We start from the raw sequence: 21,623 nt of genomic DNA, 5'->3' as shown, positions 1-21,623 counted from the left end.
TCGTTAAAACTTATATAGTGGGGGGCACCCTACGGGTGTCCCGCAAGGACGATCGCCGCCGCGGCGACCCATAAGACCAAAGAGGAATTAGTCGTGCTTGAAACCTACCGTAAACACGTCGAAGAACGTGCTGCCGAGGGAGTGGTTCCCAAACCTCTGGACGCTGAGCAAGTCGCCGCCCTGGTCGAGCTGCTCAAGAATCCTCCCGCCGGTGAAGAGAGCTTTCTGAAAGAGTTATTGTCCGATCGCGTTCCCCCCGGTGTTGATGAAGCGGCCTATGTGAAGGCCGGTTTCCTCACCGCCGTGGCCAAGGGTGAGGCCAGCTCCCCCATCCTGAGCCGCGAAGAGGCGGTCACCCTGCTTGGCACCATGCAAGGTGGCTACAACATCCAGCCGCTCATCGACCTGCTGGACGACGCCGCCCTGGCCCCGCTGGCTGCCAAGGCCCTCTCCCACACTCTGCTGATGTTCGACTCCTTCCACGATGTGGAAGAGAAGGCCAAGGCTGGCAACGCCTTCGCCAGGCAGGTGATGCAATCCTGGGCCGATGCCGAGTGGTTCCTCTCCCGCCCGGCTCTGGCCGAGAAGCTGACCGTCACCGTGTTCAAGGTGCCGGGCGAAACCAACACCGACGACCTGTCGCCGGCCCCGGACGCCTGGTCCCGTCCCGATATTCCGCTGCACGCCCTGGCCATGCTGAAGATGGCCCGCCCCGGTATCACCCCGGACAAGGACGGCACCATAGGCCCCATCAAGACCATCGAGACGCTGAAAGAGAAGGGTTTCCCGCTGGCCTATGTGGGCGACGTGGTGGGTACCGGCTCCTCCCGTAAATCCGCCACCAACTCGGTGCTGTGGTTCATGGGCGACGACATCCCCAACGTGCCCAACAAGCGTGCCGGCGGCATCTGTCTCGGTGGCAAGATCGCCCCCATCTTCTTCAACACCATGGAAGATGCCGGTGCCCTGCCCATCGAGGTGGATGTCTCTGCACTTGCGATGGGCGATGTCATCGACATCTACCCGTTCGCCGGCAAGATCTGCAAGCACGGCACCGACGAGGTGCTGGCCCGGTTCGAACTGAAAACCGACGTGCTGATCGACGAAGTGCGCGCCGGTGGCCGGATTCCGCTGATCATCGGCCGCGGCCTGACCGACAAGGCCCGTGAGGCGCTTGGTCTGCCCCATTCCGAGGTGTTCCGCCGTCCGCAGCCGGTGGCCGACACCGGCAAGGGCTTCACCCTGGCCCAGAAGATGGTGGGCAAGGCCTGTGGCGTGCAGGGCATCCGCCCGGGCACCTACTGCGAGCCCAAGATGACCACGGTCGGCTCCCAGGACACCACTGGCCCCATGACCCGCGACGAGCTCAAAGATCTGGCCTGCCTCGGCTTCTCCGCCGACCTGACCATGCAGTCCTTCTGCCACACCGCCGCCTATCCCAAGCCGGTCGATGTGCAGACCCACCACACCCTGCCGGACTTCATCATGAACCGCGGCGGTGTGAGCTTGCGTCCGGGTGACGGCGTCATCCACTCCTGGCTGAACCGCATGCTGCTGCCGGATACCGTGGGTACCGGTGGTGACTCTCACACTCGCTTCCCCATCGGGATCTCCTTCCCGGCGGGCTCCGGTCTGGTGGCCTTCGCCGCCGCCACCGGCGTGATGCCGCTGGACATGCCGGAATCCGTGCTGGTGCGCTTCAAGGGCGAACTGCAACCGGGCATCACCTTGCGTGATCTGGTTCATGCCATTCCCTACGCCGCCATCCAGAAGGGGCTGCTGACCGTCGAGAAGGCGGGCAAGAAGAACATCTTCTCCGGCCGCATTCTCGAGATCGAAGGTCTGCCAACCCTCAAGGTGGAGCAGGCCTTCGAGCTGGCCGACGCCAGCGCCGAGCGCTCCGCCGCCGGTTGCACCATCAAGCTGGATAAAGAGCCGATCATCGAGTATCTGAAGTCCAATATTGTGATGCTCAAGTGGATGCTCAGTGAAGGCTACGGCGACGTGCGCACCATCACCCGTCGTATCAAGGGGATGGAAGAGTGGCTGGCCAACCCGACCCTGATGGAGGCGGACCAGGATGCCGAGTACGCCGAGATCATCGAAATCGATCTGGCCACCATCAAGGAGCCTATCCTGTGCGCGCCGAACGATCCGGACGATGCCCGTCTGCTGAGCAGTGTGGCTGGCGACAAGATCGACGAGGTGTTCATCGGCTCCTGCATGACCAACATCGGCCACTTCCGTGCCGCCGGCAAGCTGCTGGGCAAGTTCAGTGGCCAGCTGCCGACCCGTATGTGGATCGCCCCGCCGACCAAGATGGACAAGGACCAGCTGACCGAAGAGGGCTACTACGGCATCTTCGGCCGAGTCGGTGCCCGCATCGAGATCCCGGGCTGTTCCCTGTGCATGGGTAACCAGGCACGTGTGGCTGACGAGGCAACCGTAGTCTCCACCTCTACCCGCAACTTCCCGAACCGTCTGGGCAAGGGGGCCAACGTCTACCTGGCCTCTGCCGAACTGGCTGCGGTTGCCGCCATCCTCGGCAAGATCCCGACCGTGGAAGAGTACCTGCACTACGCCAAGGAGCTGGACGCCACCGCGGCCGACACCTACCGCTACCTGAATTTCAACGAGATCGCCACCTACACCAAGAAGGCGGACTCTGTGATTCTGCAGCAGGCGGTATAAGCATCCGAGTAATGAGAGAGCGGCCCGCGGGCCGCTCTTTTCGTTGAGGGTGATAGATCATCAGAAAGGGGAGCCATTGGCTCCCCTTGTCATGGTGAAGATCATCAGATGCGGAACATGCCGACCTGGCTGTTGAGCTCCCCGGAGATGTTCTTGAGCTGGTTGGCAATCTGGTTGGAGCTCTCGGCCTGCTCGGCCAGCTCGTCCGACACATCCTTGACCGCCTGGATATTGCGGCTCACCTCGTCGGTGACGGCCCGCTGCTCCTCTGCGGCGCTGGAGATCTGAGTGGCCATGTCGGAGATCTGACCGATGGATTCGACGATCTGCTCCAGAGCCTGGGTGGCATTGCTGGCGTCGTCCACGCTGTTTTGGGCCAGCAGCTTGCTCTCCTGCATGGTGCCCACGGCCCCCTGGGTGTTGCGTTGCAGGGTCTCGATCATGCTGCGGATCTCGACGGTCGAGCTGTGGGTCCGCTGGGAGAGAACCCGCACCTCGTCGGCCACCACCGCAAAGCCACGGCCCTGCTCGCCGGCCCGGGCCGCCTCGATGGCGGCATTGAGGGCCAGCAGGTTGGTCTGCTCGGCGATACCCTGAATAGTCGAGAGAATGGTGTTGATCTCCTGCGCGTTCTTCTCGAGCTCCTGGATGATGCCTGAGGCGTGCTCTACCTGAGAGGCCAGGTCTGTGATGGAGCGCTGGTTGCGGGCGATCACCTGCTTGCCCTCTTCACAGCTGCCGGCAGAGGCGCGTGCCGCCTCGGCGGTCTGCTCCGCATTGCTGGCCACCTCGACGGCGGTGGCTGACATCTCGTGCACTGCGGTGGCGATCTGGGAGATCTCGTTTTGCTGGCGTGAGAGACCCTGGTTGCTCTGCTGCGCCATCTGGTGGGAGGAGATGGCCTGTTGGTTGAGCTGCACCGAGGAGTTGGAGATGTCTTTGACCATCTCGTGGATACGGGTGATGAAGGTGTTGACGTGACGAGCCACCACACCGACCTCGTCGTCTCGCTCGATCTTGACGCGACGGGTCAGATCTCCGTTGCCACGGGAGAGATCGGCGATGGCCTCACCCAGGGTCTTGAGAGGCATCAGGGAGCCGCTGATGGCCAGGTAAGAGATGCCGGCGACGATGAGGATGGTGAGCAGTCCCTGCCAGATGGCGGAGGTGATCATCCGGGTGACCGCCTGATAGGCGATATCCTGATCGATGACGATGCCGTAGTACCAGGTGGTGTTGGGAATGGCGGTGAGGTCGAACACGCTCGGCTTGCCGGCCACCTCCAGCTCTGAGATGGTGCCGTCATGGCCCAGCTCCTTGATCTTGGCGGCGGTCAGCTCAGGAAAGATATCGGTGCTCGGCTTCATGCTGAGACTCTTGTCCGGATGGGCGATGATGGTGCCGTTGCTGTCGAGCAGCATGACATAGGTGCCTTCCAGATCGATGGCGAGGATATCGCGGATCAGGGAGTCGATGGCGATGTCCCCGGCGATGACGCCCTTGGTATTACCCCGTTGGAAAGGTTCGGCGATGGTGATGACCAGGTTGCCGGTTGAGGCATCGGCATAGGGAGAGGTAATAGCCAGCTTGCCGGCGGCCATGGCGTCCTTGTACCAGGGGCGCTGACGGGGATCATAGCCGGGGGGGAGATCCGTGGCCTTACTCTGGATCATCTTGCCATCTTCGGTGCCTGCATAGACCAGGTCGAACCCGCCTGCCTTCTCGGCCTGGGAGAGGTAGGTGATAGGCTCATCCTGCTGGGTGAAGGCCTCCTTGACGGAGGTGACCATGCCGATGCGGGCATCGAGCCAGCGAGAGATGCCCTGAACGTTGGAGATGGACGCGATATCGACCGAGTTCCAGACCAGTTTGCGGGTCTCTTCGCGCAGCTGCGAGGTGTTGTACCACACCTGCAACCCTGTGATAACCAGGATGATGAGGCCTATGGCCAGCACCAGTTTGTTCTTGATGGAAAGGTTCATGGTGTATGTCCTTATAACCTTACGAGCATGTCGATGATTATTATGGTGTAGAGCCGGCTGTCGGGCTTCTCCAATAATATCGACTGATCCCTCATATTCCTGATAGTTCAGGCACTCTTAACCTATAGCTTAATTAGCGCTGGGCAGGGTGGCGCGTTCCGGGTGGTTGGTAAAGATTCCATCGACCCCTATTTCTGCCAGCCATTGCCACTCTTCCGGCCTGTCCACCGTGTAGACCAACACCTTGAGTCCTCTGGTGTGGGCATCGTTCACCAGCTCACCATCGATGAAGTCCACATCACAGTTGATAGACCAGCACCCCATCTCGGCGGCGAAGCGGGCCAGATGGCGGGGCACGCCGGCAATGAGCGCCCCGAGGCGCACCTCGGGGCGCAGACGCTGGAAATGTAGCAGCTCCCTGTGGTCGAAGGAGGAGACCAGCCACCGTTGCGGGCTCACCTTCAATTCGATCTCGGCCCGTCGCATCAGCTCGGCGACCGGCTGGGCCGTGTCAGGGCCCTTGAGTTCGATATGGAGATCGCAGCGGCCCGCCACCAGAGTCATCACCTGCCACAGGGTGGGGATGGGCTCCCCATCGCCTGCATCGAGCCCCGCCAGGTACTCCCGGCTCTGCCGGGTGAGTACCCCGTGGCCATTGGTGCAGCGTTCCAGCCGGCGATCGTGAAAGACCCAGAGCTCTCCGTCGGCGTATTGCACGTCGAGCTCGATGGCGGCGACCCCTTGCTCCAGCGCCAGGTGGAATGCCTTGAGGGTATTTTCCGGTGCCAGGCCACTGGCACCGCGGTGGGCAATCAACAGCATCTTGTTACTCCTTACGCCCTGGAGAGGCGGATGTCGATCTGCTGGTGGGGCAGGGCCAGCCCCAGCTCCTTGAGCCTGCCCAGCACCCGGTTGTGCAGCTCGTGGGTGATGGGCATACGGTGATCCATGTTGTTGACGTAGACCCGCAGCTCATAGATAAGGGCCGAGTCGGTCAGCTCTACCAGAAAGGCTTCCGGTGTCGGGGTATCGAGCACCAGACTGCACTGGAGGATGGACTCCTCCAGCAGCCGCTGGATCTGGACTGGATCGGCATGCAGGGCGATACGGATGCGGATCTTGACCCGGGTGATGGCGTCCGACAGGGACCAGTTGATGAACTGCTCCGTGATGAAGGCCTTGTTGGGCATGATGATCTCCTTGCGGTCCCAGTCGACGATGGTGGTTGCCCGGGTCTTGATGCGGGATACGGTGCCGGTGAGATCGCGAATGGTGACCGTATCGCCAATACGGATCGGCTTTTCGAACAGGATGATGAGACCCGAGACGAAGTTGGCGAAGATCTCCTGCAACCCGAAGCCGAGGCCGACCGAGAGGGCCGCCACCAGCCACTGGGTCTTGGACCAGTCGATGCCGAGCAGGGAGAAACAGGAGAGGGCCCCCACCACGATCACCATATATTTGGCCATGGTGGTGATGGCAAAACCGGTTCCCGGTGTCAGGTTCAGATGCTGAAGCAAAGAGAGCTCCAGCAGGCTGGGCAGGTTGCGTGCGGTGACGACCGTGATGATGAGGACGAACAGGGTCAGGGCGAGATCCTTGATCGTGACCCCCTCCAGTTGGGCAATGCCTCCGACCGTGCTGCTTACCTGCCACAGCTCTATGTTGCCCAGGAAGCTGAAGGCCCCCATCAGATCAGACCACAAGAACATCAGCAGGGCCGTGTAACCCAGCATCAACAGGGTGCGAATGAGGCGCAGGGAGTGGGCACTCAGGGTATCGAGGTCCAGCTCCATCTCTTCGTTCGGCTCGCTGCTCTCCAGCAGCCCCTCCTCTTGCTCCCGCTGGGCCAGGATCTCGGCCCGGCGAGCCTTGGCCCGCTCAAACTGGAGGCGGCGCCGCTGGATCAGCATCCAGCGCCTGGCCAGATAATAGATGAGCATGAAGAGCAGGGCGCAGAGCAAGGAGACTTCCAGCTGGCGCAGCAGGGTGCGGGCGGTAAAGAAGTAGCCGAACAGGGCCCCACCCACCGCCAGCAGGGGGGCCAGCATCAGGCTGTTCCAGACGAAGTGGTGCAGCAGGTGCGGCTTGCTCATGTCACTCTGACCCCAGGTGAGGGGGAGTCGCTCCCGATTGAGGCGATAGAAGAAGAGCAGCAGCCACAGAGAACCGATGATAAAGGCGAGACGGCCCAGAGTGTCATAGAGGGCATGCCCCTGATAGGCATCTCCTATACCCTGAATAAAGAAGCTGGGGATGAGGATCAGCATCAGCACCCTGAAGTGCCCCCAGATCCGGGCCACCCGGTCGGGCTGCCAGCCGAAGTGCAGTGCCAGCAGCCCCCGATCCAGACAGAGATGCCGGGTGAAGAGGAGGGCAAACAGCAGGAACCAGAGCTCCCCCAGGCTGCTTATCACCGCATTGGCAAAGGGATACTCCCAGGCGCCCTGATAGAGGTAACGCAGCAAGAACACCATGGCTGGCAGAGGAAGGGAGGCGAGCAGGGCACGCAGCAGCAAGCGGCTGCTGAGGCTGAACTTGTCCTGGGTCACCTTGCCGATCCGCGGTGCTATGGCCTGGTTGACACGGAGCAGAGCCCGGCCGAGACGCCACCAGAGATAGGCCAGGATCAGCAGGGCACTGAAGACGGTGACCCGGGTCGAAAGAGGGGGGACCTGCAGGGCTTCTATCAACTGCCGCCACTGGCCCGGTTTGAGGGCCAGCCCCAGAGCCGCAGGGGTGTCCAGCAGTAACTCACCGCTCACGGGGCGGGTATCGGGCAGCCAAAACAGATGGTTGCTGCCCTGATCCCGTATCTCGGCAATCTTGCTGTTTTGCCGGCTATAGAGCAGCTTGAGCCGGGTCTGATCTTGCAGCAGGCTGTCGCTGGCATCGAGCAGTCGGGTCAGGAGCTGTCGACGGGCCTTGAGCAGGCTGTCGAGTACCAGCTGCTGGGGACGATCCAGGGTCTCTCCCTGCTCGACCCGGCTGCGGGCCTGGGCCAGATCCCCCAGTTCGGCCAGCTCGTTGTCATACTGACGCTTGGCGACCCGGGTCTTGACGATCAGGCTCTCCAGCTTCGGCAGGGGGTAAGGGGCCGGTAGCTCGGAGAGCTTGCCGCGCAGATCTTCCCCATAGGCATCACTGACCTGCAGCCACTCCATCTGTTCGCGCAGGGCACTGCCGAGTTCGCTCAGCTCCTGCAGGCGCTTGTCGACCCGGCTCTGCTCCTGGCGGACCCTGTCGATGGACTCCTCGATAGTCTCGAGCTGCAGGGAGAGAGAGCTGTTGTACTGCTGCTGCTCCTGCAAGAGGGGCTGATCCCCCTTGAGCTGTTTGCGCAGCCGTTCGCTCTCGGCCAGGATGCGCTCGCTCTTCTCCCGTCGCAGCTGATCCTGGCGGCTGACCAGGGTACTTTGCCACTCATCCTCATCGGTGATGGCGAGATTGACCTCCTGCAGTCTCAACTTGGCGAGGTCGATGCGCTGGGGGGCGGAGAGCTGGTCCAGCTCCAGCATGGCGATGCGCTCTCCGAGGCTCTGTTCGCGCACCTGCAACAGCAGGCGATTGGCCTCTGCGAGGCGGCCCGATTCGCCACCCAGTTGCAGCTTGTCGGCCTGCTGGCGGACCTGGATGAGCTGGCGACGCAGGGCGTCGACCCGCTGGTGATAGTCAAGACCGCCACTCTCTATCTGGGAGAGCTCATCGAGCAGACCCTGACGCTGGCGTCTTAGCTCCAGCTGACGGCGTGCCGTCTTGCTCATCTCCAGACCCAGATTCGAGTCATTCAACTGCTCGGTGGGGAGGCGCCGTGGTGGCTGCCAGCCCTGCACCTGAGCCTTGAGCTGCGAAGAGGTCTGGTGGTAGTTGATGAGCTCGGTCTGGTATTTCTCGGCCAGCTCCCGGTAGTGACTCGCCTCCCGCGCCGCCTGCAGCGCCTGTTGCAGCGGCTCGCGCAGTTTTTGGTTCTCCGGGGTGTCGGCCGAAGGGATGGCGGCCAGTTGTTGCTCTATCTGGATGAGCTGCTCCTCCCCATGTACAAGAGGCGCAAGGAAGAGGGCGAGCAACAGCAGGAGTCTTCTCATGGGGCGAGATCCGGGGGAGAACAGGATCCCTAGCCTAAGGCAGCCAGCGAGGTGGGTAAAGGCGCGAGCGGGCAGATGCGCGACTAAAAATCGTTTATGATTCAGCCCCCTGCCTTTTTGAGTCTTGGTTGATGAGCCTATCAGATCTGGGAACGGCCCCCCTCACGCGCCTCTTCTGGCGCTATGTGACACCGACGGTCGCGGCCATGCTGGTTACCGGCATCTATGTGACCATAGACGGCATCTTCGTCGGCCATATTCTGGGTGAAGAGGGGTTGGCGGGGATCATGCTGGCCTATCCCATCTGCGCCGTGCTCTATGCCGCCGGCGCCCTCATCGGCATGGGGGCCTCATCCCTCGCCTCCTTCCACCTGGGCAAGGGGGAGGGGGGCGTGGCCCGCCATATAGTGGGCAACGCCCTCCTGATGGTTGTGCTGGCCTCCGTGCTGCTCGGCGGCATCGGTCTTATCCAGGGGGAGGTGCTGCTGCGCTGGATGGGCGCCGAGGGGGTCATCTTCGAGGCGGGTATCGACTATCTGCACTGGTATGCCGGTCTCGGCTTCTTCGCCGTGCTCTCCATGGCCTTTACCTCCCTGCTGCGCAACGATGGCCGACCGGGTCTCACTACCCTGATCCTGGTGACGGGAGGCGTGCTCAATGTGTTTCTGGACTGGCTCTTCATGGTGGTGCTGCCCTGGGGACTGGCCGGCGCCGCCATCGCTACCATGCTCTCCCAGGCGGTGACCGGTGTCTGGGCCCTGAGCCACTTCTTTACGTCCCGCAGTGGTCTGCGGATCGGGCGGGATACCCTGAAACCCGATGGGCGATTGATGCTGCAGACCCTGCGTCTCGGTTTCTCCAGCTTCCTGATGTACCTCTATCTCTCTGTGGTACTGACACTGCACAACAAGGCGCTGCTCTGGGTAGGGAGCGCATTGCATGTGGCCGCCTATGGGGTCATCAGTTACACAGAGGCATTTTTCTATCTCATCTTCGAGGGGATCGCCATGGGGATCCAGCCCATCGCCAGCTTCAATGCCGGTGCCGGACACAGGGAGCGGGTGCTGCGCATCCGTAATCTGGCGCTCGCGGTGACCCTGCTGGTGGCGCTGGCCGGAGTGGTGCCGCTCTATCTCTGGCCTGAGGGGGCGGTCTGGCTCTTTGCCGGGGATAACGGAGCCCTGCTGCCGGTGGCGGTCTCCGGCATCTGGCTCTATTTCTGGGGGCTTCCCATGGAGGGGGTGTTGCTGGTGGGGGCCACCTACTTTCAGGCCATCAACCGGCCACGGGTAGCGACCCTGTTGACCGGTGGAAAGTTACTGCTCATCGGCGGCCTGCTGTTCGGCCTTGGTGCCCTCTTCGGTGTCTCCGGTGTCTGGCTGGCGCTCCCCTCCTGCAGCGTCTTGCTGACCCTGGTCATGGTGCTGGCCATGAGACGGGAGCGCCGGGGGGACTACTCCTGAGGCTCGACGCTGCGGTAGATCCGCTCCATCTGGGCGCTGACCTCCTGGCGTAGCAGCTCCAGCTCCAGCATCTCGCGCAGTACCTGATATTGGGTCGGATTGAGGAGCTGGTGTCCCTGCTCCAGCACCTCCTGGGTATAGACGCGCTGGCTCTCGAGCCAGCTGGCCGCATCCCCCGGCTCACTCTGATTGAGGTGGCGGTGAGCCTCCATCATCAGTCGGGTCATGGCATGCCGCTGAGTGGGCTCGAGAGGGGTGCTGCGCTCGGCGAGGCGCCCCTGCAGCTCCATCAGACGATAGGGATCGCCGCTGTAGAGCTCCTGCTCAAGCTGCTCACGGGCCTCGGTACCGGTCAGGGCGGCGATCTCCTGCCAGATCTGCTGGCTGCGCACCTCATATTGCTGAGGGGTGTCGAAGCCGAGGCGATAGAGCTCCTTGAGCAGATCGCTCACCTGGGGCCGTATTCCTTGTGCCAGATTGAGTCGCTCGAACAGTCGGGGTAACTGGCTACCTTGCTCGGCCTCGTAGAGCTTCTCCAGCAGCAGGCTGCCATCACTGCTCTGACTCCACTCGCTGACCGCCTGCTCCAGTTCTGCCGTCGGCGGCTCTGGCTGGGTCGCCGCGGGTTCGCTGCGCAGTGGCGGTGATGGGCGCCCGGAGGCGACCTGCTGTGGTGGGCAGGAGGGGGCCGGGGTTGCCTCGAACGATGAGGGAGGGGCACTCTGCTTGGCTTGGGGGCGCATCAGGAGCCATCCGTTGGTCCCCAGAGAGAGCAGTAACAGGAGAGTGAGTAGACGGCGGGACATGGCGGCTCCGTGATGAGGGGGATCGGGCCATCTTAACGGGAATCGGCCATCAACGGGGCCCCTTTTTGTTACCGCCTGTTGCCGTGGTCCGCGCCGCTCATGGCATGTTCACGCTTTTTATATAGAATCGACGGGTTATCTATTTCAGGAGTCAGTCTATGCAGGATATGCCCGCCCTGGTGGCGCCGCGCCAGTTTGGTATGGGTCGTGGTTGGTATTGGACCCGCCACGGTTTCGATCTCTTCAACCGGGGGCGCGGCGTCAGCGTGGCCATGGTGCTCTGCTGGCTGGTGGCCGGCGTCTTGCTGGAGAGCTTGCCGGCCGGCGGACTCATCTCCAATCTGCTCTATATGGTCTGGATGGCGGGGTGGATGGTGGCGGCGCACCACGCCCAGGTGCGGCAACAGATCGACTTTGGCGATCTCTTCGCCGGATTCCGTCGCCAGCTGACCCCGCTGGTGCTGGGGGGGCTGGTGATGAGTACTCTGGTGCTGTTGATCGTCCAGCTGGTGATGACCCTGCTCTCCCACTGGGGGGTTGCCGACCTGTTGGGACAGGATCCTGCCACCCTGGCGGCGACCCCGGAAGAGGCCAGGGCCGTGCTGCTTGCGATGCTGGCCGGACTGGTGCTGGTGGTGCCCGTGCTGATGGCGGTTACCTTTGCCCCGGCACTCATCTTCTTTCACCGGGTGCCCGTCTTGCTGGCCCTGCGCCTGAGCTTCCTCGGCTGTCTGCGCAACATGTGGCCCTTCCTCACCTGGAGTGTGCTGGCCTTCCTGTTGCTTCTGCTGGGGGGCATGCTCCTGCTGGTGGGGCTCTTGGTGGTGATGCCGGCCCTGAACTACTCCATCTATGTGGCCTATCGGGATATCTACCTCTCCGGGGAGGAGACGGAGCCCGAGATAGCCGCCGTGACAACCAACCATTTCGATGCATAAGAGAGCAAGCCACCCCAGGGTGGCTTTCTTGTTATTCGGCCTCCTGCCAGAGGGGATCCTCCCTCATTCGCGCGACCAGAAAGTCGAGGAAGCTGCGCAGCAGGGGAGACATCTGCTTGCGGGTGGCGTAGACCCCATAGACACCAAGTTGCCGCGGCTCGTACCCGGTGAGCAGAGGGATCAACTCGCCCCGTTCGATCAGCGGGGTGGCAGAGGCGAGGGGCTGCATGCTGATGCCGGTGCCGAGCCGGGTGGCGCGTAGCAACAGGTTGGAGATGTTACCGCTCAGGTTGCCGCTGACGGGGACCGATTCGGGGCCCTCGGGCCCCTCGAAGTGCCACAGACTCTTGCCGAAATAGGCATAGGTGAGGCAGTTGTGCAGGGCGAGATCCTGCACCTTCTGTGGGGTGCCGTGGGCGGCGAGATAGGCGGGGCTGGCGCAGATCACCGAGCGACAGCCACCGAGGCGACGCGCCACCAGGTTGGGATCGAGATCATTGGTGATACGCAAGGCCAGATCGATGCGCTCCTCCACCAGGTTGACGGTACGATCCACCAGCAGGATGTCGATGGCAGTCCCCGGCCAGCGGGCGAGATAGTCGTGGCTGGCGGGAATGAGAAAGGCGTCGGCCAGGGAGTAACTGCAGGTGACCCTCAGCTGTCCCTTGGGGGCGGCATCCTGGCGTATCGCCAGCTGGGCCATCTCGTCGCCGATGGCCAGCATGGCCCGCGCGTGGGAGAGGGCCTCTTCACCCGCACTGGTGAGACTCTGACGACGGGTGGTGCGATGCAGCAGTCGAGCCCCCATCCACTGCTCCAGCTCGGCCAGATAGCGGGAGACCATGGCGCGGGAGATGTCGAGTCGCTCGGCGGCAGCGCTGAGACTGCCTCTCTCGACGACGGTCACGAAGACCCTGAGTGCGGTGAGTCGATCCATTTATTTGCTCGATATGTGCAACAGTGATGTCGCTATTATGCGGTATTTTTAACCATTTTAATGAAATAGAGTGCTCTCCATCGCAACAACACTGCTTTTGAGGAGCACAATATGAAAACAGGTATCACCCCTCTGGCTTTGGCCACCGCATTGACCGCCACCGCTGCCGGTGCCGCCCCCCTGTCGATTGAAGTCTACAACCCGGGTGAAAATGCCATCTTTCCGGTCTCTTCCGAGCTGGTGCTTGGCGAGAAGGAAGCCATTCTGATCGACGCCCAGTTCGACGTGAAGAACGGCCAGGCGCTGGTCGACATGATCAAGCGCAGTGGCAAGACCCTCACCACCATCTACATCAGTGGCGGGGATCCTGACTTCTACTTCGGCCTCGAACCCATCGTTGCAGCCTTCCCCAACGCCAGGGTGGTCGCCAGCCAGCATGTGGTCGACCACATCAAGCAGACCAAGGATGCCAAGCTCGCCTATTGGGGTCCCATTCTGGGTGAAGGTGCTCCCAAGAGTCTGACCGTGCCCCAGGTGATGAATGCCTCTCATCTGACCCTCGAGGGAGAGACCATAGAGGTGAAGGGAATGAATACCCCGAGCGCCTTCCTCTGGGCCCCCTCGGTCAAGACCGCCTTCGGCGGGGTGGCCATCTACAGCGGCGTACATGTGTGGATGGCCGACAGTCAGACCCAGGCTGCGCGCGGTCAGTGGGTAGAGACCCTGAACCAGTTGGTGGCGCTCCAGCCCGAGCGTGTCATTCCTGGCCACTATCTGGGCGAGATGCCCAAGGGCGTCGACGCCGTCACCTTCACCCGCGACTACGTCCAGCGTTTCGAGGCCGAGCTTGCCAGGAGCAAGGACTCCGCCACCCTGATCGAGGCGATGAAACAGGCCTACCCGGCATTGCCGGTGGACGATGGCCTGGCCATCGGTGCCAAGGTCGCGACCGGCGAGATGAAGTGGTAAGGCAGAGCGGGGGCCGGGCGATCGGCCCCGCGAGGTAATGTAATGATTCAAGACACCCTGCATTATGTTTATGACCCTCTGTGCGGCTGGTGCTATGGCGCGGCCCCGCTGCTGAAGGTGGCCGCGACCCTGCCGGGTTTGCGTCTGCAATTGCACGGGGGCGGACTCTGGCTGGAGGAGCGTCGCCGGCCCATGGGGCGGGCCTTGCACGATTATGTGCGTCCCCATGACGAGCGGATCGCCGCCCTCACCGGTCAATCCTTCGGGGCTCGCTATTTCGACGAGCTACTGCTCGATGAGCAGGGCGTACTCGACTCGGAGCCTCCCCTGCGTGCCATCCTGGCGGTGACTGCGCTGGGGGGGCATCCCCTGACCCTGCTACGGCGCATTCAGGAGTGCCATTACCGGGACGGCCTCAGGGTTGGGCAGTTTTCCCTGTTGGCGAGCCTGGCGGCCGAGCAGGGCATCGAGTCCGGGGCATTTCGGGCGGCGTTTGATGCGGCCCCTCTGGTCGAGCATCTGCGAGATAGCCAGTGGTGGCTACGACGCATCGGTGGACAGGGGTATCCCACCCTGGCGCTGCAGCAGGGGGAGCGGTTGGAGCGGATCCAGATCGCCGGCATGCTGGGACACCCCGAAGCCCTGCTCGAATGGCTGGTGGTTGAGAGAAAGAAGAGACCCTGGCACGAGTGATAGCACTGTTATTAGTGCCACTTGAATCAAGGGGTTGGCCTTGGGGGTCGATATGAGATCGGAGGTGGGGAGTTCCTTGCGTTTTTACCCATCCAGCTATGCTCAATATGACCCCCTCCGGGTCCCCCTGTGGCGACCGGAGAGCCGATCAATTTCAAGGATGCTCCTTTATGTTTACAAACATGTCCATCGGTCAGAAGCTGAGTGCCGGGTTTACTTTTTTGGCCGTGTTGGTGCTTGGATTGGCCTGGTTTTCGACACTGCAGCTCTCCCGTTTTAACGATCAGACCACAGAGATCACCGACAACCTGATCCCCTCGATTCGTTTGGCCAGTCAGATGCAGCTGGCGCTGACCGATGCGCGCCGCGCCGAGTTGAGTCAGGCGGTGGCCGTGCTGAATCAGGATAGTGAAGAGTTTGACCGTTACACCCAGAGCTTTGCCAAGGCCAGATCCTCATTCGATGAGGCTTCCCAGAGCTATGGGCGACTTCCCTTCGACCCTTCAGGTCAGGAGGAGCAGACCTTTAATGCCCTTAATGAGACGGCCAAGCGCTACTTTGGCTATCACGAAACCTTGGTGGATGCCTTGCAGCGAAAAGATCTCGAGAAGGCCAGAAGCCTGCGCAAGAACGAAACATTGACAACGTTGGCCGAAGCCGCCACTCACGCCACGCGACTGCGGGAGATCAACGATCAACGTGCCAGTGTCATGAATCAGGAGATCGATCATTCCTATAGTAGTTCGCGCAATATCAACATCGTCATCGGCTTGCTGACGGTTGCCTTTGTGGTCGTGATCGCCTGGTTGCTGACGGCCCAGATCCGTAACCCCGTTATGGCGCTGCTGGAGCAGACACGCAAGGTGGCGGCCGGGGACCTCACTGTGCGGGTCGACAGTAGCCAGTTCAATAACGACGAGCTTGGCAAACTGGCGAAAGGGTTTGGCGAGATGCAGCAGAACCTGCGTCAGCTGGTCAGTGAAGTGTCCGGGGCCGTGGTGCAGATGAGCTCGGCCGTAGAGGAGATGAGCGCCGTCTCCAGCCAGTCAGCGGGCAATATGAATACCCAGCAGCACGAGCTCAATTCGCTGGCTACCGCCATGAACGAGATGCAGGCCACGGTGCAGGAGGTGTCCCGCAATACCAGCGAGGCAGCCAGTGCTGCCGGTCAGGCGAGCAAGCGCGCCGAACAGGGAGCCAAGACGGTGCAGGAGTCGATTCGTCGCATCGAGCAGGTGGCGGGGGCCATCGAGAGCACGGCCGCCGTCATTCGTCAGTTGGGTGATGACAGCCGCAATATCGGCGTGGTGCTCGAGGTGATCCGTGGCATTGCCGAGCAGACCAATCTGCTGGCCCTCAATGCCGCCATCGAGGCAGCCCGGGCCGGTGAGCAGGGACGTGGTTTCGCCGTGGTAGCCGACGAGGTGCGAACCCTGGCCAAGCGAACCCAGGATTCGACCACCCAGATCAACAGCATCATCGCCGAGTTGCAGCAGCGTGCCGAGCAGGCGGGAGCCACCATGCAGCAGAGTCAGGAGATGATGAGCTCGACTGTCGAGACGGCGCGGGATGCGGGGAGCTCCATCTCGGAGATAAGCGGTGCGGTGAGCAGTATCTCCAGTATGAATATTCAGATCGCCACGGCGACCGAGGAGCAGGGGGCCGTGACCGAAGAGCTCAACCGCAACGTGGTTAACATCAGCCACGCCTCGGAGGAGGTGACCGCCGGGGCCAATCAGATGGCGCAGGCATGCGGCGAGCTCAACCATCTGGCCACCCAGTTGCAGGAGATGGTGCGACGCTTTCGCACCTGAACATGACAGAGGGCGCCGTTGGCGCCCTCTTCACACTACAGCTTGAACTGGATAACGGTGGGTGGATTGCGCAGGCGCCAGATCTCCTGCTCGATGGAGGTGGCCCGCCGGTTGGCGCGATCCAGCTGGCTGCGGTAGTAGCTGCGATCCGAGCTCTCCTTGCTGTTGCGCAGCTGCATCTCCAGGGTACCTATGCTGGTGTTGAGAGTGCTCAGCTCCTGCTGCAGTTCACCGATGCGCTTCTCTACCAGGTATTCGTCCCGGCCACGCTGGTACTGCTTCATAAAGCTGGCGTCATTGGGACAAACCCCCTGATACTCATCACCATTACGCCCCTTGCGGTAGGCCAGCTCGGGAATGCAGTAGAGCTCCAGTCCCTTCTGATAACCCTTCTCCCACTCGGCCCTGTCTGGCTGGATCCCGTATTCGGCACAGCTTTGACCATACTGGCTTACCACATCGCGAGGACGCCCCCGCTCTCCATCCTGATAACCGAGGTGATGCCAGTTGACGGTTCGGCACTCCTCTTCGGAGAGGGCGCTACAACCACCGAGGATCAGGGGAAGAGAGAGCAGCAGCAGGCGTGCATTCATAAGAGAGTCTCGTCAGGAAAGAGAGGCCGATTCTATGCCGAAGCGAAGGCGCACTCAATTATCGGGACTTTGCAGCCGGGCCGCCAGGATCTAGAATGTCGCCTCCTTTAACATGAGCGAAACATAATAATGAAAGTTCTGACTGTCGACTACCGCGCCCCGGATGCGGCGGCCCGTTTCACCGAATCCCTGCGCACCACGGGTTTTGGTGTGCTGACCAACCATCCCATCCCCCGTGAGCTGGTTCAGGCAATCTATGACAACTGGCAGCAATTTTTTAACAGCGAGCGCAAGCACGACTTCCACTTCAACCGTGAGACTCAGGATGGTTACTTCCCCCCTTCCGTCTCCGAGGTGGCCAAGGGTCATACCAAGAAAGATATCAAGGAGTACTTCCATATCTATCCCTGGGGACAGATCCCGGAGGAGCTGAGCGCCCAGGCAATGGAGTACTACCGACTCGCCAACGAGCTGGCGGCCGAGCTGCTCTCCTGGGTCGAGCAACACACTCCCGCCGATATCGCGGCGCACTACAGTTGCCCCCTCTCCTCCATGATCGAGGGTAGCCAGAAGACCTTGCTGCGGGTGCTCCACTACCCGCCCCTGAATGGTACCGAAGAGGCCGGGGCCATTCGTGCCGCCGCCCACGAGGACATCAACCTGCTCACCATACTGCCGGCAGCCAGCGAGCCGGGCCTGCAGGTGATGGGGGCCGACGGAGAGTGGATGGATGTGCCCTGTGACTTTGGCACCCTTATCATCAACATAGGTGACATGTTGCAAGAGGCCTCTCAGGGCTATTACCCCTCAACCACCCACAGGGTGATCAACCCCACCGGTGGCAGCCTTAACAAGGCGCGAATCTCCCTGCCGCTGTTCCTCCATCCCCGTCCCGATGTGGTGCTCTCCGAGCGTCACACCGCCGACTCCTACCTGATGGAGCGACTGCGCGAGCTCGGGGTGATCTGAGGTCTGCGATCGGCCTGATAGCACAACCAATTTAGTTTCAGCCACCGGTTGGTGAGTCGTGCTAAAAATGGCGCGAATTGGTGGAATATCGTGGTAGTGATTGCCGGTTGTCACCGGTAACGTATGAACCGTGTGCGGGCCATCAGGGCCCGCCTTCTTTTTGACCGGAGTTCATACGATGCAGTCTCAATGGTCCTCTCGCCTCGGCCATATCCTCGCCTCTGTCGGCACCGCCGTCGGTCTCGGCGCCATCTGGAAGTTTCCCTATGTGACCGCGGCCAACGGTGGTGGTGCCTTTTTGCTGGTGTTTCTGCTCTTTAGCCTGACGCTGGGGGTCGCGGTACTGATGGCCGAGACCCTGCTCGGCAGCCTGACCCGCCAGGGGGTGGTGGGCGCCTTCGCCCGGCTGGCCGGAGGTCACTGGCGGCTGCTGGGCTGGATGGGGATCCTCTGCGGCTTTCTCATCTACAGCTTCTACAGCGTGGTGGGGGGCTGGACCCTGGGCTATGTGGCCATGGCGGCGAGCGGCAAGCTGGCCCATGGGGATGGCACGGCCTTAACGGCCCTGTTTAACGGTTATGTGAGCCACCCCTGGTGGCCCCTGGTGACCCATATGCTGTTTGCCGGCATCACCTGGTGGCTGTTGCGCGGTGATATCCAAAAGGGAGTGGAGCGTTCCCTGCGCTGGATGATGCCAGCCCTGTTTGTGATGATGTTGCTGCTGGTGGGCGTTGGTCTGAGTCTGCCTGGCGCCTCTGCCGGTGTGCGTCACTTCCTCGAGCCCGACTTCTCCAAACTCGGGGTGGATGGCGTGTTGGACGCCATGGGGCTCGCCTTCTTCTCGCTCTCCATCGGTCTTGGCATCCACACCACCTACGGGGCCTATCTGCCGGATACCGCCGGGGTGGGGCGCTCCAGCCTCTGGGTCGTGATACTGGCGAGCCTCATCGCCGTGCTGGCGGGTCTGATGATCTTCCCGGCCCTGGCGGCCACGGGTATCGATCCCGCGGCGGGCCCCGGCCTTACCTTCATGACCATGCCTGCCATGTTCCAGCATATTCCACTGGGACAACCCCTGGCCGTCATCTTCTTCGTCCTGCTGGCCATGGCAGCTCTCTCCTCTTCCATCTCGCTGCTCGAGCACCTGGTGCGCTTCTGTTGTGAGCAGTGGGGGATGGCGCGGGGACGGGCCTCGGCCCTGGTCACCCTGGCCATCATGGGAACCGGCATTCCGGTGAGCCTCTCGTTCGGGCCCCTCTCGGGCGTTACCCTGTTTGGCAAGGGGATCTTCGATCTGCTGGACTTCGTCACCTCCAACCTGATGATGCCTCTGTTCGGGTTGGGTCTGACCCTGCTGCTGGGGTGGCGACTCGGGCGTCAGGCTCTGCCCGGCCAGTTAGCCCCCCACTGGCGGGTGGCCCTGCTCGGCTGCTGGCGCTGGCTCGCCCCCTTGCTCATCGGTGGCATCCTGGTGCGCGGCGTAGTCTGAGTCGGCGGGCCAGCGGCAGTCAGACTGACGCTGGCTCTGCGCTCCCCGCAGCTCGCCCCCTTGCCACTCGAGGTGCAGGGTGCCGAGGCGGCCGAGGCGGCGCAACTCAAACTCGTAGTCGTGGCAGGGAGCGGCGCTGAGTCTGCCGCCGGCTGGTGGTGTATCGAGCCGGTACTCATAGGTCAGCTCAGGGCCGTCGCTTAAGCGAACCCGAACGCCCTGGCTCTCCAGCTCGGTCAGATGCCGGCGCAGGGAGAGGGGGGCATCGATGGCCTTCTGGTAGTGGAGGGCGTTGAGGCTCGCCAACTGCTCCTCCAGGCGCTGCAGCTCCCCCTCCAGCGTGGTGAGAGCCGAGCCCAGCTGGTGCTGATGCGGGGTGGCACAGGCGCTCAGCAGTAGCGCCAGCAGGGAGATGGCAAGAGGGCGAAGGCCTGACATGGCGGGGCTCCTGAGTGGGGGAGTTCCATTGTACCGACCCGCCTGATGAAGAGAAGCCGGGTCTCAGGGGGAGAGATGTTCGTCCAGATGGCGATGGATCTGTCCCAGCAGTGCGCCGTAACGCTCACCGTAGTGAGTCTGGAATCCGGCATCGCGATCCAGGCGCTGAGTGAGGCTCTCAACCAGCGATGCCACCTGGCTGGCCGGGGCATTACCGGGCCAGGCCCGGCTCAGCAAGTTGAGGGTGGCCCAGGCCTCTGCGGGGTAGGCGGGAAAATCGGTACAGAGGGTGATACTCAGTTGCAGGGCCCGTTGCCACTGATGATGACGGATAGCGTCGTTACGCGCGCTGCGAAGTTGCTCCAGCCGGTCGTCCTCCTCCTGCACAAACTGTCCGAGGCTCTCCAGCGTGCGATGCACCAGGGTGCCGAGCAGCGGCGAGAGAGGCGTGGGGGGCTGCAGGCTCCCCAGCTTCTCCAGACACTGGAGTGCTCTCTGGGTCAGGGTGCAGTGGTGGCTGAGGGCGAACTCAAGCAGGAGTGCGCCGGGTGCCGGATTCTCCTCGTCAGCCAGCGTGGTCAAGCGGGTCATGGCGCCATCGAAGTCGTTATCGAGTAAAGACCAGAGCGCCTGCACTACCCCGGCTTCGCGTTCGGACAGCTGCGGAGGGGAGAGAGGGCCCAGCTCTTGAAACTTCAGCGACAGGGTGTGGTCCCTTGGCAGGGTTGAGCGCTGCCAGAGTAACTTCAACGCCACTTCCAGCATGAATTGCTCGACACTGAGGCGCAGCCGCCCTTCGGGGAAGAAGGCCAGCTTTAGCTGTGCGATGTGATGGCACCCCATGTCGACATCATGCAGCAAGATGGCCAGTAGAATCGCTGCGTGCCGAAAGTCTGGATGATGTTGTTGATGGAGCAGCTTCTCGAGGTTCAGTTTGGCGGCAAACCAGCGCCCCTCCTGAACATCGAGGATCACGGTTAACTTGAGCAGACTGATCTCGCTCAACGATGAGGCCCTTAATTCCAGATCCCGCTGGGCCACATCGAGGCGCCCCAAGCCAATCATGGCGAGAAAGAGGCCGCAGCGGGGCCAGCTGGCCGGGTATTCGGTGGCACACAGGGCGTAGTGTTGGCTCGCATCCAGATAGGCCCGTTGCTGCAAGAGCAGCATCCCCTTGAGGCGATCGAGGTGAAGCCTGACCAAGGGGGATTTAAACAGGCGAAATTGAATGTCTTCACACTGATGCAGGGTGAGAGCCCACTCTTGCTGCCGGATTGACGGGCACAAGGGCCGAGTGATGCGGGTAAGGTTGATGAGCTCTTGTGCACTGTCGTCCAGCGACTGGCTGGTGAATGGAATGGGGAGCTGCAACTCGAAGTGAATGGTCGAGAGACCCAGCGTCAGCGGCTCAGGATCCTCGTTGAGCAGCAAGAGGACCACTCCGGGCGGCAGTTGTGCTTGATAGTCGGCCTCTTGTAACAGCCTGATGCCCTCATGCCCCTGATAGTGACTCTGACGGCAGATGATGGCATCGAAGTGGTAATGATGAAGGAGAGAAGAGATGGCATGCAGGTCTTTACACTGCATCATCTCTTCCACGCCCAGGCCATGCTTGCGCAAGGTCAGGCAGATGGCGGTGCTGAGCAGGGGGGTTTCTTCGACGATGAGAAATTGCATACCCGGAGATCTCCCCGCACAGGTATATAAAAAGTGGCGGATTCGATTGAGGTATGAATATAGCAAGGTCGGCGGAGCA

General features: G+C 61.9%; 16 protein-coding genes. 8 read left to right on the top strand and 8 right to left on the bottom strand.

The features are described from left to right. Window positions 1-93 precede the first annotated feature (93 nt). Complete coding sequence (gene acnB, locus AB5Y48_RS15090; RefSeq protein ID WP_136614157.1) at window positions 94-2,691, top strand: bifunctional aconitate hydratase 2/2-methylisocitrate dehydratase; 2,598 nt, start codon at window positions 94-96, stop codon at window positions 2,689-2,691. A gap of 104 nt (window positions 2,692-2,795) precedes the next feature. On the opposite strand, the gene AB5Y48_RS15085 is transcribed toward acnB, so the two are convergent. The 3 genes from AB5Y48_RS15085 to mscM all read right to left on the bottom strand — a co-directional run bounded on the left by AB5Y48_RS15085 (window position 2,796) and on the right by mscM (window position 8,758). Beyond that, window positions 2,796-4,673, bottom strand: a complete 1,878-nt coding sequence (locus AB5Y48_RS15085; RefSeq protein WP_368164976.1) for a methyl-accepting chemotaxis protein — start codon at window positions 4,671-4,673, stop codon at window positions 2,796-2,798. Window positions 4,674-4,802: 129 nt separating this feature from the next. Beyond that, window positions 4,803-5,495 (bottom strand): glycerophosphodiester phosphodiesterase, encoded by a 693-nt coding sequence (locus tag AB5Y48_RS15080; RefSeq protein ID WP_368164974.1) that lies wholly within the window; start codon window positions 5,493-5,495, stop codon window positions 4,803-4,805. A gap of 11 nt (window positions 5,496-5,506) precedes the next feature. Then, window positions 5,507-8,758 carry a miniconductance mechanosensitive channel MscM gene (mscM, locus tag AB5Y48_RS15075; RefSeq protein ID WP_368164972.1) on the bottom strand — a complete coding sequence of 1,084 codons (3,252 nt, stop codon included), beginning with the start codon at window positions 8,756-8,758 and terminating at the stop codon, window positions 5,507-5,509. 131 nt (window positions 8,759-8,889) lie between these two features. On the opposite strand from mscM, the gene AB5Y48_RS15070 reads away from it, so the two are divergent. Then, window positions 8,890-10,221 carry an MATE family efflux transporter gene (locus AB5Y48_RS15070; RefSeq protein ID WP_368164971.1) on the top strand — a complete coding sequence of 444 codons (1,332 nt, stop codon included), beginning with the start codon at window positions 8,890-8,892 and terminating at the stop codon, window positions 10,219-10,221. On the opposite strand, the gene AB5Y48_RS15065 is transcribed toward AB5Y48_RS15070, so the two are convergent. Then, window positions 10,212-11,027, bottom strand: coding sequence for a hypothetical protein (locus AB5Y48_RS15065; RefSeq protein WP_050666618.1), 816 nt, complete (start codon window positions 11,025-11,027; stop codon window positions 10,212-10,214). The genes AB5Y48_RS15070 and AB5Y48_RS15065 overlap by 10 nt on opposite strands. A 158-nt stretch (window positions 11,028-11,185) precedes the next feature. On the opposite strand from AB5Y48_RS15065, the gene AB5Y48_RS15060 reads away from it, so the two are divergent. Further along, window positions 11,186-11,965, top strand: coding sequence for a BPSS1780 family membrane protein (locus tag AB5Y48_RS15060; protein WP_050666619.1), 780 nt, complete (start codon window positions 11,186-11,188; stop codon window positions 11,963-11,965). A 31-nt stretch (window positions 11,966-11,996) separates the two neighbouring features. On the opposite strand, the gene AB5Y48_RS15055 is transcribed toward AB5Y48_RS15060, so the two are convergent. Further along, entirely contained in the window at window positions 11,997-12,902 is a 906-nt protein-coding gene (locus AB5Y48_RS15055) for a LysR family transcriptional regulator (RefSeq protein WP_224162272.1), read from the bottom strand. A 111-nt stretch (window positions 12,903-13,013) separates the two neighbouring features. Here AB5Y48_RS15055 and AB5Y48_RS15050 point away from each other — a divergent pair, with 111 nt between their 5' ends. From AB5Y48_RS15050 to AB5Y48_RS15040, 3 genes are all read left to right on the top strand, one after another. Beyond that, window positions 13,014-13,871 carry a Vmh family MBL fold metallo-hydrolase gene (locus tag AB5Y48_RS15050; RefSeq protein ID WP_368164969.1) on the top strand — a complete coding sequence of 286 codons (858 nt, stop codon included), beginning with the start codon at window positions 13,014-13,016 and terminating at the stop codon, window positions 13,869-13,871. Between the two features lie 42 nt (window positions 13,872-13,913). Next, entirely contained in the window at window positions 13,914-14,564 is a 651-nt protein-coding gene (locus tag AB5Y48_RS15045) for a DsbA family protein (RefSeq protein WP_050666622.1), read from the top strand. Window positions 14,565-14,734: 170 nt separating this feature from the next. Continuing rightward, the gene (locus tag AB5Y48_RS15040) at window positions 14,735-16,378 is read left to right on the top strand and encodes a methyl-accepting chemotaxis protein (RefSeq protein WP_368164967.1); all 1,644 of its coding nucleotides are present in this window, start codon (window positions 14,735-14,737) and stop codon (window positions 16,376-16,378) included. A 35-nt stretch (window positions 16,379-16,413) separates the two neighbouring features. Here the strand turns inward: AB5Y48_RS15040 and AB5Y48_RS15035 are convergent, their stop codons facing one another. Then, on the bottom strand, window positions 16,414-16,971 hold the full coding sequence (locus AB5Y48_RS15035) for a DUF2799 domain-containing protein (protein WP_368164965.1): 558 nt from the start codon (window positions 16,969-16,971) through the stop codon (window positions 16,414-16,416). 129 nt (window positions 16,972-17,100) lie between these two features. Between AB5Y48_RS15035 and AB5Y48_RS15030 the strand changes: the two genes are divergently transcribed. Both AB5Y48_RS15030 and AB5Y48_RS15025 read left to right on the top strand, forming a co-directional pair. Next, the gene (locus AB5Y48_RS15030) at window positions 17,101-17,940 is read left to right on the top strand and encodes an isopenicillin N synthase family oxygenase (protein WP_050666625.1); all 840 of its coding nucleotides are present in this window, start codon (window positions 17,101-17,103) and stop codon (window positions 17,938-17,940) included. 178 nt (window positions 17,941-18,118) lie between these two features. Then, window positions 18,119-19,429, top strand: coding sequence for a sodium-dependent transporter (locus AB5Y48_RS15025; RefSeq protein WP_368164963.1), 1,311 nt, complete (start codon window positions 18,119-18,121; stop codon window positions 19,427-19,429). On the opposite strand, the gene AB5Y48_RS15020 is transcribed toward AB5Y48_RS15025, so the two are convergent. Both AB5Y48_RS15020 and AB5Y48_RS15015 read right to left on the bottom strand, forming a co-directional pair. After that, window positions 19,337-19,867, bottom strand: a complete 531-nt coding sequence (locus tag AB5Y48_RS15020; protein WP_368164962.1) for a hypothetical protein — start codon at window positions 19,865-19,867, stop codon at window positions 19,337-19,339. The genes AB5Y48_RS15025 and AB5Y48_RS15020 overlap by 93 nt on opposite strands. A gap of 63 nt (window positions 19,868-19,930) precedes the next feature. Further along, window positions 19,931-21,544, bottom strand: coding sequence for a hypothetical protein (locus tag AB5Y48_RS15015; protein WP_368164960.1), 1,614 nt, complete (start codon window positions 21,542-21,544; stop codon window positions 19,931-19,933). Window positions 21,545-21,623: the final 79 nt, after the last annotated feature.

The sequence above is a fragment of the Aeromonas sp. R6-2 genome, from assembly GCF_040908155.1.
GTDB lineage: Bacteria > Pseudomonadota > Gammaproteobacteria > Enterobacterales > Aeromonadaceae > Aeromonas > Aeromonas schubertii.
Note: the sequence above shows the minus strand (reverse complement) of the source record. Positions and strands in the feature narration are given on the sequence as shown.

Bases quoted from the DNA above. Each gene is read 5' to 3' on its own strand.
- AB5Y48_RS15080 (WP_368164974.1), bottom strand. From the start codon at position 5,495: ATGCTGTTGATTGCCCACCGCGGTGCCAGTGGCCTGGCACCGGAAAAT.
- AB5Y48_RS15025 (WP_368164963.1), top strand. From the start codon at position 18,119: ATGCAGTCTCAATGGTCCTCTCGCCTCGGCCATATCCTCGCCTCTGTC.
- AB5Y48_RS15030 (WP_050666625.1), top strand. From the start codon at position 17,101: ATGAAAGTTCTGACTGTCGACTACCGCGCCCCGGATGCGGCGGCCCGT.
- AB5Y48_RS15050 (WP_368164969.1), top strand. From the start codon at position 13,014: ATGAAAACAGGTATCACCCCTCTGGCTTTGGCCACCGCATTGACCGCC.
- AB5Y48_RS15035 (WP_368164965.1), bottom strand. From the start codon at position 16,971: ATGAATGCACGCCTGCTGCTGCTCTCTCTTCCCCTGATCCTCGGTGGT.
- AB5Y48_RS15085 (WP_368164976.1), bottom strand. From the start codon at position 4,673: ATGAACCTTTCCATCAAGAACAAACTGGTGCTGGCCATAGGCCTCATC.
- AB5Y48_RS15060 (WP_050666619.1), top strand. From the start codon at position 11,186: ATGCAGGATATGCCCGCCCTGGTGGCGCCGCGCCAGTTTGGTATGGGT.
- AB5Y48_RS15055 (WP_224162272.1), bottom strand. From the start codon at position 12,902: ATGGATCGACTCACCGCACTCAGGGTCTTCGTGACCGTCGTCGAGAGA.
- AB5Y48_RS15070 (WP_368164971.1), top strand. From the start codon at position 8,890: ATGAGCCTATCAGATCTGGGAACGGCCCCCCTCACGCGCCTCTTCTGG.
- mscM (WP_368164972.1), bottom strand. From the start codon at position 8,758: ATGAGAAGACTCCTGCTGTTGCTCGCCCTCTTCCTTGCGCCTCTTGTA.
- AB5Y48_RS15045 (WP_050666622.1), top strand. From the start codon at position 13,914: ATGATTCAAGACACCCTGCATTATGTTTATGACCCTCTGTGCGGCTGG.
- AB5Y48_RS15020 (WP_368164962.1), bottom strand. From the start codon at position 19,867: ATGTCAGGCCTTCGCCCTCTTGCCATCTCCCTGCTGGCGCTACTGCTG.
- AB5Y48_RS15040 (WP_368164967.1), top strand. From the start codon at position 14,735: ATGTTTACAAACATGTCCATCGGTCAGAAGCTGAGTGCCGGGTTTACT.
- AB5Y48_RS15015 (WP_368164960.1), bottom strand. From the start codon at position 21,544: ATGCAATTTCTCATCGTCGAAGAAACCCCCCTGCTCAGCACCGCCATC.
- AB5Y48_RS15065 (WP_050666618.1), bottom strand. From the start codon at position 11,027: ATGTCCCGCCGTCTACTCACTCTCCTGTTACTGCTCTCTCTGGGGACC.